The sequence below is a fragment of the Kitasatospora sp. NPDC094016 genome (genome assembly GCF_040304045.1).
Classification (GTDB): Bacteria; Actinomycetota; Actinomycetes; order Streptomycetales; family Streptomycetaceae; genus Kitasatospora.
The window spans coordinates 64,236-83,648 of record NZ_JBEOUK010000010.1; the positions used below are offsets into that span (position 1 = coordinate 64,236).

The 19,413-nt window shown below is 76.9% G+C and carries 6 protein-coding genes; 5 read left to right on the plus strand and 1 reads right to left on the minus strand.

The window, feature by feature from the left end; genetic code table 11:
* Window positions 1–4: 4 nt before the first annotated feature.
* Window positions 5–7,297 (plus strand): non-ribosomal peptide synthetase, encoded by a 7,293-nt coding sequence (locus ABT015_RS12630; protein WP_350878848.1) that lies wholly within the window; start codon window positions 5–7, stop codon window positions 7,295–7,297.
* Between the two features lie 74 nt (window positions 7,298–7,371).
* Here the strand turns inward: ABT015_RS12630 and ABT015_RS12635 are convergent, their stop codons facing one another.
* Window positions 7,372–8,205, minus strand: a complete 834-nt coding sequence (locus ABT015_RS12635; protein ID WP_350878849.1) for a thioesterase II family protein — start codon at window positions 8,203–8,205, stop codon at window positions 7,372–7,374.
* Between the two features lie 311 nt (window positions 8,206–8,516).
* Here ABT015_RS12635 and asnB point away from each other — a divergent pair, with 311 nt between their 5' ends.
* Genes asnB through ABT015_RS12655 form a run of 4 tightly spaced genes read left to right on the plus strand, consistent with a single transcriptional unit; the run spans window position 8,517 to window position 19,412 of the window.
* Window positions 8,517–10,400: an asparagine synthase (glutamine-hydrolyzing) gene (gene asnB / locus ABT015_RS12640; protein ID WP_350878851.1), complete on the plus strand. Its 1,884-nt coding sequence runs from the start codon at window positions 8,517–8,519 to the stop codon at window positions 10,398–10,400.
* Complete coding sequence (locus ABT015_RS12645; protein WP_350878853.1) at window positions 10,397–11,140, plus strand: aspartate/glutamate racemase family protein; 744 nt, start codon at window positions 10,397–10,399, stop codon at window positions 11,138–11,140. The genes asnB and ABT015_RS12645 overlap by 4 nt, the downstream gene beginning before the upstream one ends.
* Window positions 11,137–12,924, plus strand: a complete 1,788-nt coding sequence (locus ABT015_RS12650) for a non-ribosomal peptide synthetase (protein WP_350878854.1) — start codon at window positions 11,137–11,139, stop codon at window positions 12,922–12,924. Before ABT015_RS12645 ends, ABT015_RS12650 begins: the two co-directional genes overlap by 4 nt.
* Window positions 12,921–19,412 (plus strand): non-ribosomal peptide synthetase, encoded by a 6,492-nt coding sequence (locus ABT015_RS12655; protein ID WP_350878855.1) that lies wholly within the window; start codon window positions 12,921–12,923, stop codon window positions 19,410–19,412. The genes ABT015_RS12650 and ABT015_RS12655 overlap by 4 nt, the downstream gene beginning before the upstream one ends.
* Window position 19,413: the final 1 nt, after the last annotated feature.

The window sequence follows — 19,413 nt, forward strand, 5'->3', positions numbered from 1 at the left end:
CCCCGTGCTGGGCGAACACAGCCTGCCCGCGGAGACACCGCTGTCGTACGCGCAGTTGGCGCTCTGGTTCAACGACCGCCTCCAAGGCGGCGACGCCTCGTACAACGTCCCGGTGGCACTGCGGCTGACCGGGCCGGTCGACCACGAGGCGCTGCGCTCCGCCCTCGCCGACGTGGTGGAGCGGCACGCGGCCCTGCGCACCGTCTTCCCCGAGCGCGACGGCGTGCCGCGCCAGCACGTGCTGGCGATGGCCGAGTTGCCGCCGGTCCTCACCGTGGTGCCCGTCACCGAGGAGGAGCTGCCCGCCCTGATCGAGGCCGGGGCCGGGCACGTCTTCGACCTGGAGGCCGAGGCCCCGCTGCGGGTGCACCTGTTCGTGCTCGGCCCGCGGCAGCACGTGGTGCTCATGGTGCTGCACCACATCGCCGGCGACGGCTGGTCGCTGGCCCCGCTGGCCCGCGACCTGAGCACCGCCTACCTGGCCCGCAGCCAGGGCCGGGCGCCCGTCTGGTCCCCGCTGCCCGGCACGTACGCCGAGTACGCCGTGCGCCAGCACGCGAACCTCGGTGACCTGGACGACCCGCAGGGCCAGGGCGGGCGCCAGCTCGCCTACTGGCGACAGGCGTTGGCGGGCCTGCCGGACTTCCTGGAGCTGCCCACCGACCACCCCCGCCCCGCCGCGATGTCGCACCGGGGCGAGTACTTCCCGTGGGACCTCCCGGCCGAGCTGCACCGCGAGCTGCTGGCGCTGTCCCGCTCCTGCCGGGTCAGCATGTTCATGGTGCTCCAGGCGGCGCTGGCGACGGTGCTGACCCGGTCGGGGGCCGGTACGGACATCCCGATCGCCAGCCCGATCGCGGGCCGCACCGACGAGCGCTACGACGACGTGGTCGGCTACTTCGTCAACCCGCTGGTCCTGCGCCTGGACACCTCCGGTGACCCGACCTTCCGCGAGCTGCTCAAGCGGGTGCGCCGCACCGACCTCCAGGGCTTCGCCCACCAGGAGTTCCCGTTCGAGCGGCTGATCACCGCGCTCAACCCGCACCGCTCGCTGGGCTGGCACCCGCTGTTCCAGGTGATGCTGGCCTTCCAGAACACCCCCGAGGCCTCCCTCGCGCTGCCCGGCATCGAGACCGAGATCACCGAGGCGGGCCCGGGCGGAGCCAAGTTCGACCTGTCCTTCAACATGCGCGAGGTGCACGACGCCGACGGCGCCCCGGCCGGGCTCAGCTGCTTCGTCGAGTACAGCACCGACCTGTTCACCCGCGCGGGCGCCGAGGCCCTGACCGCCCGGCTCGGCCGGCTGCTCGCCGCGGCCGCCGCCGACCCGGACCAGCGGATCGGCGGGTACGACCTGCTCGGCGCCGAGGAGCGGCTCGACCTGTTCGAGCGCGCCCACGGGCCCGCCCTGCCCTTCCCCGCGGTGCCGCACCACGACGCACCCGCGGTGCCGCACGACGGAGCCGCCACGACGACGCACGACGGCGCCCTCACCGCGACCCGCCACGGCGCCCCCGCGGTGACGTACCACGGCGCCTTCGAGGAGCGCGCCGCCCTGGAGGGCGAGGTCACGGCCCTCGTCGCCGAGGACGGCCGGTTCACCTTCGCCGAGGTCAACGAGCGCGCCAACCGGCTCGCCCGGGAGCTCGTGCGGCGCGGCGCCGGCCCCGAGCGCTACGTCGTCCTGGCGCTGCCGCGCACCACCGACCTGCTGATCGCGCTGCTCGCCGTCCTCAAGTCGGGCGCCGCCTACGTACCGGTCAGCCCCGCCATGCCGCGCGAGCGGCTGGCCGGCGTCCTCGCCGACGCCGCCCCGGTCTGCGTGCTCGCCACGGCCGCCGACGCCGGCCGGCTGCCGGACGGCGCGCCCGTCCTGGTGCTGGACGAGCCCGGGGCGCGGGCCGCCGTCGCCGCCCACCCCGGCGGGAACCTGACGGACGCCGACCGCACCGGCCCCACCGGCCCGGACGACCCGGCCTACGTCATCCACACCTCCGGCTCGACCGGGGTGCCCAAGGGCGTGGTGATCCCGCACGGCGGCCTCAGCAGCCTGATGCACCACCACCGCACCCGCATGGTCCGCCCGTCCGGCGGCCCGCAGGGCCGGCGCCTCCAGCTCGGCCTGGTCGCCTCGATCACCTTCGACACCGCCTGGGAGCCGCTGTTCTGGCTGCTGGAGGGCCACCCGCTGCACCTGCTGAGCGACGAGGTCCGGCTCGACCCGCAGGCCCTGGTCGGCTACGTCCGCCGGGAGCGCCTCGACTTCCTGGACCTCACCCCGACGTACGTCCCGGCGCTCACCGCCGCCGGCCTGTTCGCCGAGGGCCACCACCGCCCGGCCGTGCTGATGCTGGGCGGCGAGGCCGTCGGGCCGGCGCTGTGGACCGAACTCTCCGCCCTGCCGGACGTCGCGGTGTTCAACTACTACGGCCCGACCGAGTGCACCGTCGACGCGCTCGCCTGCTCCCTGGCGGACAGCCGCACCCCCGTCATCGGCCGCCCGCTCGACAACACCCGGGCGTACCTGCTGGACGACCTGCTGCGCCCCGTCCCGCTCGGCGTGCCCGGCGAGCTCTACCTGTCCGGGCCGCACCTGGCCCGCGGCTACCTGCGCCGCCCCGCGCTGACCGCCGAGCGCTTCGTCGCCGACCCGTACGGCCCGCCCGGCGCCCGGATGTACCGCACCGGGGACCTCGCCCGGATGCGCCGCGACGGCCAGGTGGAGTACCTCGGCCGGGCCGACGGGCAGATCAAGATCCGCGGCTTCCGGATCGAGCCCGGCGAGATCGAGGCGGTGCTGCTGCGCCACCCCGCGATCGTGCAGGCCGCCGTTCTGGCCCGGGGCGCCGGCGCCGAGGAGCGCCACCTCGCCGCCTACCTGGTGACCGAGGACGGGAACGCCCCCGACCTCGCCGAGGTGCGCGAGCTGCTGGCCGGGCAGCTGCCCGACTACATGATCCCGGCGGCCTACGCCGTCCTGGCCCGGCTTCCGCTCAACTCCAGCGGGAAGCTGGACGGTTCCGCTCTGCCCGAGCCCGAGCTGCGGGCCGCCACCGGCCGCTCCCGGGCCCCCCGGGACGCCCGCGAGGCCGCGCTGTGCGCGCTGCTCGCCGAGGTCCTCGGCGTGGCCGAGGTCGGCCCCGACGACGACTTCTTCGCGCTCGGCGGCCACTCCCTGCTCGCCACCCGGCTGGTCAGCCGGGTGCGCACCGCCCTGGGGGCCGAACTGCCCATCCGGGCGGTCTTCGAGAGCCCGACGGCCGCCGGGCTCGCCCGCGCGGTGGACGCCGGGCGATGTCGCCCGGCGCTGACCGCCGCCGCCCGCCCCGAGCGGATCCCGCTCTCGCACGCCCAGCGCCGGCTCTGGTTCCTCCAGCAGCTGGACCCGCACAGCGACGCGTACCACATCCCGCTGGCCCTGCGCCTGACCGGTGCCCTGGACCGGGACGCCCTCGCCGCCGCGCTGCACGACTGCGCCGTACGCCACGAGGCCCTGCGCACCGTCTTCCCGCTCCCCCGCGGCGAGCACGCGGCCCCCCGCCAGCGGATCCTCGCCCCGGAGCAACTCCCGCCGCTGCTGCGGCACTCCGGCACCGCCACGGTGACCGAGGAGGGCCTGGCCGAGGCCCTGCGCACCGCCGCCGCCCAGCCCTTCGACCTCGCGTCGGAGCCGCCGCTGCGCGCCCACCTCCTCACCCTCGCCCCCGAGCGGCACGTCCTGCTGCTGACGGTCCACCACATCGCCTGTGACGGCTGGTCGATGGGCCCGCTCGCCCGCGACCTGGGCGCCGCCTACCAGGCCCGCACGGCCGGCCGGGCCCCCGAGTGGAGCGCCCTGCCCGTCCAGTACGCCGACTACACCCAGTGGCAGCTCGCGCTGCTCGGGGACGACGAGGACCCGGGCAGCACCGCCGCCCGGCAGTGGCAGTACTGGAGCGGGGCGCTGGCCGGCCTGCCCGAGGAGATCGCGCTGCCGGTGGACCGGCGGCGCACCGCCGGGACCGGCCAGGAGGCCGGCCGGGTGCCGCTGCGGCTGAGCGGCGCGGACCACCGCGCCCTGGCGGAGCTCGCCCGGGCCGACGGCGCCAGCCTCTTCATGGCCGTCCAGGCTGGTCTGGCCGCGCTGCTCACCCGCCTCGGCGCGGGCACCGACCTGCCGATCGGCACCCCGATCGCCGGGCGCACCGACGAGGCCCTGGACGACCTGGTCGGCTTCTTCGTCAACACGCTGGTGCTGCGCACCGACACCGGCGGGGACCCGGGCTTCCGGGAGCTGCTGCGCCGCGTCAAGGACGCCGACCTCGCCGCCTACGCCCACCAGGACCTGCCGTTCGAGCGGATCGTCGAGCTGGTCAACCCGGAGCGCTCCCCCGGCCGCCACCCGCTCTTCCAGGTCGCCCTGGTGATGGAGCAGGCGGGCGCCGCCGTGGAGATCCCCGGCCTCGACAGCGAGCTGCTCACCGCCGGCCCGGCGCCGGCCAAGTTCGACCTCACCGTCACCCTGGGCACGCCCGCCGGCCCGGACGACGAGCTGACCGGCGCCGTCGAGTACCGCGCCGACCTGTTCGACCGGGCCACGGTCGAGGCGATCGCCGGCTGCCTGACGCGGCTGCTCGGCGCGGCCGCGGCCGATCCCGAGCGGCCGATCTCCCGGCTCGAACTGTCCGCCGAGGGCGAGCGGCCGCGGCTGCTGGAGCGCTCCGCCGGCGAGCGGCGGGAGCTGGCGCCGACCACGCTGGCCGCCCTGGTGTCGGCAGGGCTCGCCGCGCCGTCCGACACCCCCGCCCTGGTGTTCGAGGGCCGGGAACTCGGCCCGGCCGAGCTGGACCGCCGGATCGACGCGCTGGCCCGCCGGCTCGCCGCGGTCGGCGTCCGCCCGGGCAGCCGGGTCGCGGTGGCCGTGCCCCGCTCGGTGGAGCTCGTGGTGGCGCTGTGCGCCGTCCACCGCGCCGGCGGTGCCTACCTGCCGCTGGACCCGGACTACCCGGCCGACCGGCTCGCGTACATGCTGGCGGACGCCCGCCCGGCCGCGGTGATCGCCGCCCCGGAGCAGGCCGCCGCGCTGCGCCCCGCCGAGGGCGTGCCGTGCCTGTCGCCGGAGGACCTGCCGGCACCCGAGGGCGTCACGCCGACCGCCCCCGGCCCCGGCGACCCGGCCTACGTGATCTACACCTCGGGCTCGACCGGGCGGCCGAAGGGCGTGCTCGTCCCGCACCACGCCATCGCCAACCGGCTGCGCTGGGGCCAGGAGGAGTACCGGCTCGGCGCCCGGGACGGCGTGCTGCAGAAGACCTCGGCCAGCTTCGACATCTCGCTGTGGGAGTTCTTCTGGCCGCTGATCACCGGCGCCACCCTGGTGCTGGCGAAGCCCGACGGGCACCGCGACCCGGCCTACCTGGCGGAGCTGATCCAGCGCGAGGGCGTGAGCGTCGCCCAGTTCGTGCCGTCCATGCTGGACGTCTTCCTCCAGCACCCGCGGGCCGCCGAGTGCACCGGGCTGCGCCTGGTGGTGGCCAGCGGCGAGGCGCTGCCCGCGGCCACCGTGCGCCGGTTCCGGCAGGTGCTCCCGGGCACCCGGCTGGACAACCTCTACGGGCCCACCGAGGCCGCCGTGGAGGTGACGGCCTGGGAGTGCGGCCCGGCGGACGAGCAGGCGCACCCGGTGCCGATCGGGCGGCCGGTCTGGAACTCCGGCGGCTACGTCCTGGACACCGCCCTCAACCCCGTCCCGCCGGGCGTGCCGGGCGAGCTCTACCTGACCGGCGAGCAGCTCGCGTACGGCTACCTCGGCCGCTCGGCGCTCACCGCCGAGCGCTTCGTCGCGGACCCGCACGGCGCGCCGGGCACCCGGATGTACCGCACGGGCGACCTGGCCCGCCACCGCCCCGACGGCGTGGTGGAGTACCTGGGCCGGGTGGACAGCCAGGTGAAGCTGCGCGGCCACCGGATCGAGCTCGGCGAGATCGAGACCCGGCTCGGCGAGCACCCTGCGGTCACGGCCTGCGCCGTCACCGTGCGCGAGGACCGGTCCGGCACCGCCCGGCTGGTCGCCTACGTGGTGCCGGACGGCGCCGCGCAGCCTCCCACGGCCGCCGCGCTGCGCGCCCGGCTCCGCGGCCGCCTGCCCGAGTTCATGGTGCCCACCGCCTACGTGCTGCTCGGCGCGCTGCCGGTGACGGCCAACGGCAAGCTGGACCGCCGGGCGCTGCCCGAGCCGCAGACCCACGTCGAGAGCCGGGCCCGGGAGCCGCGCACGCCGGCCGAACGCACGCTGGTCGCGGTCTTCGCCGAGCTGCTGGGCGTGCCCGCGGTCGGCCCGGAGGACGACTTCTTCCTGCTCGGCGGCCACTCACTGCTGCTGATCCGGCTGGTCGAGCGCATCCACGCGGAGTTCGGCGTCGACCTGCCCGTGAAGGCGCTGTTCGAGGCGCCGACCCCGGCCGCGCTGGCGCAGCGGCTGACCGGGCAGCCGCCCGGGCGTGCCGACGCCCCCTTCGAACCGCTGCTGGCGCTGCGGGCCGCGGGCGGCCGGGCACCGCTGTTCTGCGTCCACCCGGTGACGGGCGACGGCCTCGGCTTCATCGGCCTGCTGCGCGGGCTCGACCCGGACCAGCCGGTCTACGCCTTCCAGGGCGTCGGCCCGGTCGGCGGCGGGGAGCGGCCGGCCGACCTGGACGGCCTGGCGCGGGAGTACCTGGCGCGGATGCGCGCCGTCCAGCCGCACGGCCCCTACCGGGTGCTCGGCTGGTCCTTCGGCGGGCTGGTCGCGCACCAGATCGGCGTGCTGCTGCGCGAGCGGGGCGAGCAGGTCGACCTGGTCGCGCTGCTGGACAGCCATCCGGCGCCGCCGGACGCCGGGGAGGTCACCGACACCGCCGTGCTGGCCGAGGTGCTGACGGCGACGGGCGCGCCCGCCGCCGAGGTGGCGGCCGTCCTGGCGCGGCAGTGGCGGCCCAAGCCCTCGGAGCTGCTCGACCGGCTGGCCGTGGCGCTGCACGAGGCCGCACCGCGCGACGAGGACGAGCTGGCGGTGTTCCTCGACTCCTGCCGCTACCACGCCGGGCTGATGGCGGCGTGGACGCCGGGGGTGCTGGACGCGCCGCTGACCACCTTCACCGCGACCGGCGACCACCGGCCGCAGCAGACGGTGGCCGTCTGGTCGGCCCACGCCACCGGGCCGGTGGCCGACCACCCGCTTGCCGCCCGGCACCTGGACCTCGCCGACGCCGGGCCGATCGACGAGATCGCCCGGGTCGTCGCCGCCGTCCTGCGACGGGCCGACGAGGGCCGGCGATGACGGTCCGTCCGGAGCGTTCCGGACGGACCGCCACCCGCCGCCCGGCCCCGTCGTACGGAACCGGGCGGCCGGGGTCAGGCGCCCGGCGCCCGGCCCTCCTGGGGGCCGTCCGCGGTGTCCAGGCACGCCCGGGCCTGCGCCGCGAGCTCCGCGAGCACCTCGGCCCGCTGCTGGTGCAGGAAGAAGTGGTCGCCCGGCAGGATGCGGTGGCGGAAGCCGGCCGCCGTGGTGGCCCGCCAGCCGGTGATCCACTCCGGTCCGGCCATCAGGTCGTCGGCGCCGCCGAGCGCCAGCACCGGGCAGGGCAGCACGGTCGGCCGGATCCGGTCGTTGTACTCGCCCAGCAGGGTGACGTCCGCCCGGAGCACCGGCAGGATCATCTGCATCAGGTCGGCGAACTCCAGCACCTCGGCCGGGGTCCCGCCGAGGCCGACGATGCGCTCCAGGAGCTCGTCGTCGGTGAGTCCGTGCAGCCGGGTGACGTCCGGCGTGCCGGGGGCCCGGCCGCCGGAGACCACGAGGGACAGCGGCAGCGGCCGCTCCTCGGCGGCGAGCCGGCGGGTCGTCTCGTAGGCGATCCGGGCGCCCATGCTGTGGCCGAAGAGGATGAACGGTTCGTCCGCCGGGCGGCTCGCCAGCAGGGCGAGCAGGCCGTCGACCACCTCGTCCATGACGGCCGACGGCTGCTCGGCGAGGCGGGTGCCCCGGCCCGCCAGTTCCACCGGAACGACCGTCAGGCCCGGCTGCTCGCCGGACCGGGCCCACGGCAGGTAGGCGCTCGCGGAGCCGCCGGCGTGCGGCAGGCAGTAGACGCGTACGGGCCCGGACCGCCCGTTCGGCGCGGCGTCCCGGTGCCACGGCGTCCATCGGGCCACCTCGTCGTGCTGTACGGCGGACGAACCGGTCATCGCTGCTCCTTTTTCTTCCCCAGTCAATTACGCGAAGCCTGAACAGGCCTCCCGCACGACTTTATGCGGTAATTCACGGGTTGGTCCAGCCCGCATTCCGGCATGCCCCGAGAAGAGCCAACCGGGCGATGCCGCAGCTCAGTTGTGCCCTGAAATAGTCGGTTGGCGCATAAGGATCTTGAGTCTTTCCCGGAACACCGAGCTCTGTTACGGTGCTCCTCGTCCGGGTTTCTTTCGGATATTTCCAGAGTATTTCGATCGGCGAGTTCCGACGACGAGTTCCGAACGCACGACGGGAGAGGGCGGACAGAATGTGCGGAATAACCGGCGTATTCGTCCTGGGCGGCGGTCGCCCGGCCGATGCCGCCGTGGTCCGGGAGATGACGGCGTGCCTGGTGCACCGCGGCCCCGACGACGACGGCCACTACGCCACGGACGGCCTGTGCCTGGGCTTTCGCCGACTGGCCCTGAACGACCTCGCCGGCGGCAACCAGCCGCACCGCACCGAGGACGGCACCCTGGTCTCGGTCTGCAACGGCGAGATCTACAACCACCGCGAGCTGCGCACCGCGCTGAGCCGCCGCGGCCACCGGTTCCGCACCGAGAACGACACCGAGGTGCTGGTCCACCTGTACCGCGAGTACGGCGAGGACCTGACGGCCCACCTGGACGGCCAGTTCGGCTTCGCGCTGCACGACGCCGGCGCGCAGCGGCTGCTGCTCGCCCGCGACCGGGCCGGCATCGTCCCGCTCTTCTACACCGTCGCCGACGGCCAGCTGATCTTCGCCTCCGAGATCAAGGCGATCCTGCGCCACCCCGCCGTCAGCGCCCGGGTCGACCTGCGCGGCCTCGACCAGGTGCTGACGCTGCCCGGACTGGTCAGCCCGCGCACCATGTTCGAGGGGATCAGCGCCCTGCGCCCCGGCGAGCGGCTGATCGCCGACCGCTCCGGCGTGCGCACCGAACGGTACTGGGACCTCGACTTCCCGCTCGCCGCCGACCTCGCCCCGGTGGCCCCCGAGGCCCTGGACCGGGAGCTGGAGCGGTACGCCCACCGCACCGCCGAACTGCTCGACGGGGCCGTGCGCAGCCGGCTGCTCGCGGACGTGCCGATCGGCATGTACCTCAGCGGCGGCCTCGACTCCAGCCTGATCGGCGCGCTGATGGCCCGGGCCCGCCCCGGCCACGCCTGGCCCAGTTTCTCCGTCACCTTCCCCGGCCGCGACTTCGACGAGGGCCCGCACCAGCGGCTGGTCGCCGCCAAGCTGGGCACCGAGCACCACGAAGTCCCGGTCGGCGAGCACGAGGTGGCCGAGCGGATCACCGCGATGGTGCGCCACGCCGAGGCACCCGTGCGCGAGTCGTACAACGTCTGCTCGCTGGCGCTGTCCGAGGCCGTCCGCGCCGCCGGGACGGTCGGCGCGCTCAGCGGCGAGGGCGCCGACGAGCTGTTCGGCGGCTACCCCGGCTACCGCTTCGACGCCACCGGGCTCGGCGGCAGCCGGCTCACCGGCCTGGACGCCCGGCTGGAGCGGGAGATCCGCGAACGGATGTGGGGCGTCGACCTCGGCTACGAGCAGGACCAGCTGCCCGCCCAGGAGTTCCGCCGCGAGCTGTACGCCGAGGACCTGGCCTACGGGCTGGACGAGTTCTCCGTCACCAACCAGCGCCTGGTCGACCCCGGGCGGCTGGCCGGGCGCCACCCGCTGCACCAGCGCTCCTACCTCGACTACCACCTGCGGCTCGCCGACCACCTGCTCGGCGACCACGGCGACCGGATGGCCCTGGCCAACGGCGTCGAGCTGCGCTTCCCCTTCCTGGCGAACGCGGTGGTCGACCACGCCACCACGCTGCCACCGGAGTTGATGCTCGCCCACGGCCGGGAGAAGGCCGTGCTGCGCCGGGCGGCCGAGGGCCTGGTGCCCGGCGAGGTGCTCAGCCGGCAGAAGTACGGCTTCCGCGGCCAGACCAGCAGCCACCTGCTGGGCACCGGCGCCGACTGGTTCGAGGAGCTGGTCTCCCCCGCGACCGTCCGCCGCCAGGGCTACTTCAACCCGGACACCGTGGCCGCCCTGACGCGGCGTCAGCGCGGCGACGGCCAGCAGGTGCACGCCCACCTGGACACCGACTACCTGATGCTCGTCGCGACCTTCGCCCTCTTCGTCGAGGAGTTCGATCTGCCGTGCCTGGGATGACCGCCACAGCCGCCGGGCCGATCGCCGGCCCCGGCACCCGCCCGCGCCACCCGCTGGTCGGGGTGGTCGGCGGCATGGGCCCGCTGGCCTCCGTCGAACTGCTGCGCACCGTCTACCGGGCCTGCCGGCTCCACCCCGAGCAGGACACCCCCCGGGTGCTGCTCTGGTCCGACCCCGCCGTGGTGGACCGCACCGAGGCCATCGGCAGCGGCGAACTCGACGAGCTGCGCCGCGCCGTGGAGTCCTCGCTGCGCGGCCTGCTGGCCGCCGGCGCGGAACGCGTGGTGATCGCCTGCATCACCGCCCACCACGTGCTCGGCGACCTGCCGGCCGACCTCGCGGCGCGCTGCGTCTCGCTGGTCGACGTCGTGCACGAGGAACTGGCCGCGGCCGACGAACCGCACCTGCTGCTCTGCTCCTCCGGCACCGCCCGGGCCGGCATCCTCACCTCGGGCGCCGCCGGGGCCCGGGCCGCCCGGCAGCTGGTGGCGCTGCGCCCGCCGGACCAGGAGGCGCTGCACCGGGAGATCCACCGCCTCAAGCGCGGCGAGGACCCGGCCCGCACCATCGACTTCCTGCGCGAGACCCTGCCCCGCTACGGCGTGCGGGCCTTCGTCGCCGCCTGCACCGAGCTGCACCTGGTCACCAGGGCGATCGAGGACGCCGGTCTGAGCGAGGCCCTGCCCTCCCTCGACCCGCTGACGGTCGTGGCCCACCGGATCATGAACGGAGAGTTGTGAGCCACACGAGCATCCTCGACCGCTGGGCCGACCAGGTCGAGCGCCGAGCCGCCGCCCCCGCCCTCGCCACCGCCGAGCGGGTCTGGAGCCACCAGGAGCTGGCCGGGCTGGCCGCCGGCCTGCGCGACCGCCTCGCCACCGGCACCGGCCCGGTCCTGGTCGCCTGCGCGGACCCCGTCCCGGTGGTCGCGGCGATCCTCGCCTGCGCCGCCACCGGCCGCCCGTTCGCCCCGGTGGACACCCGCCAGCCCGCCGCCCGCTGGACGGCCCTGCTGGAGGACCTCCGGCCGGGCACCGTGCTCGCCGACGCCGCCGGCCGCTCCGCGCTGGCCGCCGCCGGGCCGGGCCCGACCGTCGCCGGGCAGCACCTGACCGTCGCCGGACAGGGCGAACTGCCGCTGCTCGCCGCCGAGTCGATCACCCCGCTGCCCTGGGCGGCCGACGACTGGACCGGCATCAGCGGCCCCGACGCCGGCTACGTCTACTTCACCTCGGGCACCACCGGCCGACCCAAGGGCATCCGGGGCAGCTTCGAGGCGGTCGCGCACTTCCTGGACTGGGAGATCGCCGAGTTCGGCATCGCCCCGGGCACCCGGATCTCCATGCTCACCTCCCCCGGCTTCGACGCCTTCCTGCGCGACGCCCTCGTCCCGCTGTGCGCCGGCGGCACCGCCGTGCTCCCGGCGCCCGGCGCCATCCCCGTCGGCGCGGCCCTGGCCCGCTGGCTGACCGAGCAGCAGGTCGACCTGCTGCACTGCGTGCCCACCGTGTTCCGCACCCTGCGCGCCGCCGGGCTGGCCGCCGGCTCCCTGCCGCGGCTGCGCAGCGTCCTGATGGCCGGGGAGCCCGTCCGCCCCGCCGACATCGCCTGGTGGCGGGCCCTGTTCGGGGACGGCAAGGAGCTGGTCAACCTCTACGGGCCGTCCGAGACCACCATGACCAAGGTCTTCCGCCGGCTCACCGCCGAGGACGCCGAGGCCGAGACCGTCCCCGCCGGCCGGCCGATGCCCGGGGTCGAGATCGGGGTGCTGTTCGGCGGACGCCCGGTGGTGGACGCGATCGGCGAGATCGAGATCCGCACCCCGTTCCCGCTGCGCGGCTACCTGGGCGACGCGGCCGGCGGCTTCGTCGCACCGGACCGGTACCGCACCGGCGACCTCGGCCGCCTCGGCGCCGACGGCACCCTGGAGGTCCTGGGCCGCCGCGACCAGCAGGTCAAGGTGAACGGCGCCCGGGTCGAACTCGGCGAGATCGAGGACCTGCTGCGCCGCCACCCCGCGGTGGCGGACGTCTGCGCCGCCCTGGTCGAGGAGGCCGACGGCGAACCGGTGCTCTGCGCCTACCTGGTCGCCGACGGCGCCACCGACGAGGAACTGCGCGCGCACGCCGCCGAGGGCCTGCCCGCCGCCGCCCGCCCCGCCCTGTACCTGCGGCTCGCCGCGATCCCGCGCACCCTCAGCGGCAAGGCCGACCGGCGGGCGCTGCCCAGTCCGGCCGCCGCCCTGGCCGGGCACACCGGCGAACAGCCGCTGGACGGCCTGGAGGCCGGCATCGCCGAGCTGTGGCGCGAGCTGCTGCACGTGCCCGCCGTCGGCCGGCACGACGACTTCGCCCTGCTCGGCGGGGACTCGCTGGGCATCGCCCGCCTGCTGGACGGGCTGCGCACCCGCTTCGGCGTCGAGGTGCCGCTGCGGGTGTACGTCGGCGACCCGACCGTCGCCGGGCTGGCCGCGGCCGTCGCCGCCGGCCGCGCGGACGCCTCGCCGGAGGGCGGCCGCCGATGAGCCGCGACACCTCGCTGCCGCTGCGCGGCGACCGCGCCCGCGCGCCGCTGTCCTACGCCCAGCGCTCCATCTGGCGGGCCGAGCAGGTGCTGCCCGGCACCGCCCTGCACAACGAGAGCGCCGCCTTCCACGTCAGCGGCCCGCTGGACGTGGCCGCCCTGGAACGGGCGCTGGCCGCCGTCGCCCGGCGGCACGAGGTGGTGCGCTGCGCCGTCGCCGCCGACGGGGCGGGCGAGCCGTGGCAGCTGTTCGCCGACCGGGTCCGCCCCGCCGTCGAGACCGTCGACCTGACCGGCGTCCCCGAGGGCGAGCGCGCGGACCGGCTCGCCGAGCTCACCGCCCGCGCCGTGGCCGTGCCCTTCGACCTGGCCCGGCCCCCGCTGATGCGCACCCAGCTGTTCCTGCTGGGCGGGGGCCGCTCGCTGCTGCTGTTCACCGCCCACCACATCGTGGTCGACGCCTGGGGCTTCGGCGTCTTCCTGGAGTCGCTGGCCGCCTGCTACGCCGCCGAACTCGGCGGCGAGGCCCCGGACCCGACCCAGGCCCAGGCCCCGGCCGACGGACCCGACTTCGGCGACTTCGCCGCCTGGCAGCGCGGTGACGACAGCGACACCAGCCACGCCGGCGGAATCGACCACTGGCAGACCCGGCTGGGCGGCGAACTGCCCACCGCCGACCTGCCGTCCGACGTCGGCCCCGGCGGCGACCCGGCGGCCGGCGCGCTGCACCACTTCACCGTCCCCGCCGAACTGGCGGCCCGGCTCAGCGCCTTCGGCCGGGGCGAACTGGCCAGCCTGTCCACCGTGCTGCTCACCGCCTTCTGCGCCACCGCCGCCCGCTGGACGGGCCAGGACGACCTGGTGGTCGGCATGCCGGTGGCGACCCGCGGCCGCACCGCGCTGGCCGGCGTCGTCGGACCGCTGCTCAACCTCGTCGCCCACCGCAGCGACCTCGGCGGCGACCCGACCTTCCGGCAGGCCCTGGCCCGCACCCGCCGGCACCTGAAGGCCGACCTGCGCCACCGCGACACCCCCTTCGACCTGGTCCTGGAACGGCTCGGCCGGGCCGCGGGCGGGCGCACGCCGCTGTTCCAGCTGATGTACTCCTTCCACAGCGGCCCCACCACCACCCTGGAGCTGCCCGGCGTCACCACCTCCCCGGCGCCCTCGCACAGCGGCACGGCCAAGTACGACCTGACCTTCTTCCTGCGCCCGCGCCCCTCGGGCGCGCTGGACGCGACGCTGGAGTACCGCACGGCGCTGCTCGCCCCCGAGACGGCCGCCGACTTCGCGGACTCGCTGCTGTGCCTGCTGGAGGCCGCCGCGGCCGACCCGGACCGGCCGCTGGCCGAGCTTCCGGTGCTCTCCGAAGACCGGCGCCGGCGCGTCCTGGTCGACTTCAACCGGGCGCCCGACGCCGAGCGCGCCTGGGCCACCGTCCCCGAGGCGCTGCGCGAACTCGCCCGGCAGGACGGCGCCGCACCGGCCGTCGAGTCACCCGGCCACGCGTTCGACCGGGCCGCGGCCGACGCGGCCGCCGACCTGGTCGCCCGCCGGCTGGTGGCCCGGCACGGCGTGGCGCCCGGCGACCGGGTGGCCCTGCGCGTCGAGCGCGGCGCGCAACTGGTGCCGCTGATCGTCGGCATCTGGCGGGCCGGAGCCGTCCTCGTCCCGCTGGACGAGGCCATGCCCGCCGCGCGGGCCGAGCACGTGCTCGCCGACAGCGGCGCCCGCCTGCTGATCGGCGACCCCGCCGGGGGGCTGCCCGCCGCCGACCCGGCCGCGCTGCTCGACGAGGGCCCGGACGCCGGGACCGGGCAGCCGCTGCCCGGCGCCGGCCCCGAGGACCTCGCCTACCTGATGTACACCTCGGGCTCCACCGGGCTGCCCAAGGGCGTGGCGGTGCCGCACGGCTGCGTCGCCAACCTGCTGCACAGCGTGGTCCGCGCCGAACCGGGCCTGCGGGCCGACGACACCCTGCTCGCCGTCACCTCGATCACCTTCGACATCTCCGTCCTGGAGCTGTTCGCCCCGCTGCTGGCCGGCGGCCGGGTCGTGGTCGCCCCGCGCGAGAGCGTCCGCGACGCCGAGGCGCTGGGCGCGCTGCTGGAGCGCAGCGGCGCCACCGTCATGCAGGCCACCCCCTCGCTCTGGCGCGGGCTGCTGGACGGCGGCTGGGCGGGCCGGCCCGGGCTGCGGGCACTGTGCGGCGGCGAGGCCCTGGACGCCGACCTCGCGGATCGGCTGCTGGCGCGCTGCGCCGAGCTGTGGAACCTGTACGGGCCGACCGAGACGACCATCTGGTCCACCGTCGGACGGGTGCTGCCCGGCGAGGGCGTCACGGTGGGGCGCCCGGTGGCCGGCACCGTCTGCTACGTCCTGGACCGGCGGCTGCGGCCGGTGCCGCGCGGGGCCGTCGGCGAGCTGGTGATCGGCGGGGCCGGCGTCAGCGCCGGGTACCGCAACCGCCCGGAGCTGACCGCCGCCGCCTTCGTCGCCGACCCGGTCGACCCGGCCGGCGGCACCGTCTACCGCACCGGCGACCTGGCCCGCCACCTGCCGGACGGCCGGATCGTCGTGCTCGGCCGGGCCGACCAGCAGGTGAAGATCCTCGGCCACCGCATCGAGGTCGGCGAGGTGGAGTCCCTGCTCGCCGCCCACCCCGAGGTCCGCCAGGCGGCGGTGGTCGTGGACCGGGGGCAGCCCGCCGGGCCCCGGCTGGTCGCCTTCGTCACCGCCCGCACCGGGGACGACGAACTGCCCGACCGCCTGCGCCGCCACCTGCGCGAGCGGCTGCCCGCCGCCGCCGTCCCCGGGGTGATCGCCCCGCTGCCCGCGCTGCCGCTCAACACCAGCGGCAAGGTGGACCGGCCGGCGCTGCTGCTGCGCGCCGGGGAGCTCACCGCCGCCCGGCGCAGCGCACCGGCCACCGAGGCCGAGCGGGCCGCCGTCGCGCTCTGGGCGGAGGTCCTGGGCCTGCCGTCCGAGCGGGTCGGCACCACCGACGACTTCTTCGCCGCCGGGGGCAACTCCATCGCCGCGACCCGGCTGCTCGGCCGGGTCCGGGCCCGCTTCGGCGCCGCGCCCTCGCTCGCCGAGTTCTACACCGACCCCACCCCCGCCGCCCTGGCACGGGTGCGGCCCGCCGCCCCGGCGCCCGCCGCCCGTACGGCCGGGCCGCCCGCGGACGCCGTCCCGATGACCGACCAGCAGCGCCAGCTGTGGCTGCTGCACCGCCTGGCCCCCGACTCGCCCGCCTACCACCTGCCGGCCGCGCTGGACCTGACCGGCCCGGTGGACGAGGCGGCCCTGACCGGGGCGCTCGCCGACCTGACCGCCCGGCACCCGGTGCTCGCCGCCCGCTGCGAGCTGCGCGAGGACGGCCCGGTGCTGGTCCTCGCGCCGCCCGCCGCACCGGCCCTGGCCGTTCTGGACGCGGCGCCCGCAGAGATGCCCGAGCTGGCCCGGGCGGAGGCGGTGCGCCCCTTCGACCTGGCCGGTGAGCCGCCGCTGCGGCTCACCCTGGTGCGCACCGGCCCCGAGCGCTCGGTGCTGCTGTGCACCGCGCACCACCTCGCCGTCGACGGCTGGTCGATCGGCGTGGCCGTGCGCGAGCTGGCCGCGCTGTACGCCGCCCGCCTCGGACTGGCCGAGCCGCCGCCCGCGCTCGACCTGGACTTCGCCGGCTACGCGGCCGGCTGCGCCGACGAGGCGGGCCTGACGCTGCGTCAGGAGCACCTGGAGTACTGGGTGAAGCGGCTCGACGGGCACCCCGGGGTGCTCGACCTGCCCGCCGACGCACCGACCCGGACGCGGCCGACGGGAGCCGGCGCGACGCTGCCGGTGGCGCTCGCCCCGGAGCTGACGGCCGCGCTGCGCGAGGGCGCCGCCCGGCTGCGCACCACGCCGTTCACCCTGCTGCTCGCCGTGTACGCGGCGCTGCTGGGCCGCTACGCGGGCAGCGACGACGTGCTGGTGGGCGTGCCCGTCGCCAACCGCGACCGGCCCGAACTGGAGTCGCTGGTCGGCTCGTTGGCCAACACCCTGCCGGTGCGCGTGGACCTGGCCGGGGCGCCGTCCTTCGCCGAGCTCGCCGCCCGCACCGGGCGGGCGCTGGCGGGCGACCTCGGCCGTCCGCTGGTCGCCTTCGACCGGCTGGTGGCCGGCCTCGGCCTGCCCCGCGAGCCGGGCCGGCCGACCCTGGTCCAGGCCTCGCTGGTGTTCCAGGACGCGCCGCCGGCCGACGTCCGGCTGGGCGCGGCCGCCGGCGTGCTGCGCCAGGTCCCCACCGGGGCGGCCAAGTACGACCTGACCCTGGCCCTGGACGAGCGCGCCGACCGGATCGGCGGCGCCCTGGAGTACGCCGCGGACCGCTTCGGCCCGCAGTTCGCGGACCGCTTCGCCCGGCACTTCCACGTCCTGCTGCGCGCCGCCCTGGCCTCGCCGCAGGCCCCCCTCGACGCCGTCGAGCTCACCGACCCCGCGCTGCCCGCCCCGCGCCCGGCCCGCCCCGCGGGCGAGGCGCGCGCCGAGCACGCCGTCCCGGTGTCCGAGCTGTTCCGGGCCCGGGCCGCCGCCCGTCCGGACGCCCCCGCGATCCGGGCCGAGGACGTGACGGTCGGCTACCGGCAGCTCGACGTCTGGAGCGACCGGATCGCGTCCCGGCTGCTGGAGCGCGGCGCGGCCCCCGGCCGGTTCGTCTCGGTGCTGCTGCCCGCCGGCCCGGTGCAGAGCGCCGCGATCCTCGGCGTCGCCAAGACCGGGGCCGCCTTCGCGGTGCTCGACCCGGCCGACCCGGACGCCCGTCTGACCGCACTGCTGGCCGACGCCGGACCGGTGTGCCTGCTGGCCGCCGGGAGCACGCTCGCCCTGCACCCCGAACTATGTTCGGACGACGGGCACTTCGCCGGCATCCCGGTCGAGGCCGTCGACCCGCGGGTGCCGGCCGCCGACGAGCCCGCGGGCCCCGCCCCGGCCGCCTCCCCCGCCGGCCCCGGCGACCCGCTCTGCCTCGTCTACACCTCCGGCTCCACCGGCACGCCCAAGGGCATCGCCCTGCCGCACGCGGCGCTCGCCCAGTTCGCCCACTGGCAGCGCGAGCACTTCGGCATCCGCCCGGACAGCCGGATCGCCCAGTGGGCCCCGTTCACCTACGACGCCGCGTACACCGAGGTGTTCGCCGCGCTCTGCTCGGGCGCGGTGCTCTGCCTGCCGCCGCAGGGGCTGCGCCGCGACCCGCTCGCGGTGGCCGGGTGGCTGCGGGCCGAGCGGATCACCCAGATCCAGACCGTCCCGGCCTTCTTCCAGCTGGTCACCGAGGCGCTGGACGCCACCGGCTCGCACCTGCCGGACCTCGCCCACGTGCTGATGGCCGGCGAGGTGCTCCCGGTGGCGCTGGCCGCCGCCTGGGCGCACCGCCCCGACCGGCCGCGGCTGCACAACCTCTACGGGCCCACCGAGTGCGTGCTGGCGACGCACCGCGAGCTGGCGCCGGGCGAGGAGTTCCCGGCCGGGGTGCCGATCGGCACCCCGATCCCGGGCCGCGAGGCGGTGGTCCTGGACCGCCGGGGCCGGCCCTGCCCGGTCGGGGTGGTCGGCGAGATCCACCTCCGCAGCGACTTCCTGGCCGGCTCGTACCACCGCAGGCCCGAGGAGAGCGCCCGGGCGTACGTCGCCGACCCCTGGCAGGCCGGGGGCCGGCTGTACCGCACCGGGGACCTGGGCCGCCGCCTCCCGGACGGCGAGCTGGCGTTCGTCGGCCGGATCGGCAGCCAGCTGAAGATCCGCGGCAACCGGATCGAGCTGGAGGAGATCGAGGCGCTGCTGGAGCTGCACCCGGGGGTCCGCGAGGCGGCCGCCGCCGCGCACGGCCAGGGCGGGGCCCGCCGGCTGGTCGGCTACGCGGTCGCGGCGCCCGGGGTCACCGGCGCCGAACTGCGCGCGCACCTGGCCGAACGGCTCCCGGCGGCGGTCGTACCGGACACCGTGATGCTGCTGGACGCGCTGCCCCGAACGCGCACCAACAAGCGCGACCGGGCCCGGCTGCCGCTGCCCGGGGCCACCGCCCGGCCCGCCGACGCCGCCCCGCTGGCCGGGGTCGAGCAGCTCGTCGCCGACGCCTGGCGCCGGCTGCTGGGCGGCGGACCGGTCGGCCGGCACACCAACTTCTTCGAGGCCGGCGGCGACTCGCTGCTGGCCGCCCGGCTCCAGCTGGAGCTGGCCCGCCGCCTGGAGCGGCCGGTCCGGCTGGTGGACATCTTCGGGCGGCCCACCATCGCCGAGTTCGCGGCCGGCCTCACCGAGGGCGCCGCCCCGGACGGCCGGGCCGGCGCCGAGAGCGCCGAGCCGCGCGGCGAACGCCGCCAGAGCGCCGTCCGGGCCCGCGCCAGGGCCCGCCGCGAAGCCCGGGACCGGGCCGAGGGCCCGGCCGCCGACCAGCACACACCGGCCGGGCCGACGACCCGGACCGCACCGACAGGGAGGGACTGAC

Bases quoted from the DNA above. Each gene is read 5' to 3' on its own strand.
- asnB (WP_350878851.1), top strand. From the start codon at position 8,517: ATGTGCGGAATAACCGGCGTATTCGTCCTGGGCGGCGGTCGCCCGGCC.
- ABT015_RS12655 (WP_350878855.1), top strand. From the start codon at position 12,921: ATGAGCCGCGACACCTCGCTGCCGCTGCGCGGCGACCGCGCCCGCGCG.
- ABT015_RS12635 (WP_350878849.1), bottom strand. From the start codon at position 8,205: ATGACCGGTTCGTCCGCCGTACAGCACGACGAGGTGGCCCGATGGACG.
- ABT015_RS12645 (WP_350878853.1), top strand. From the start codon at position 10,397: ATGACCGCCACAGCCGCCGGGCCGATCGCCGGCCCCGGCACCCGCCCG.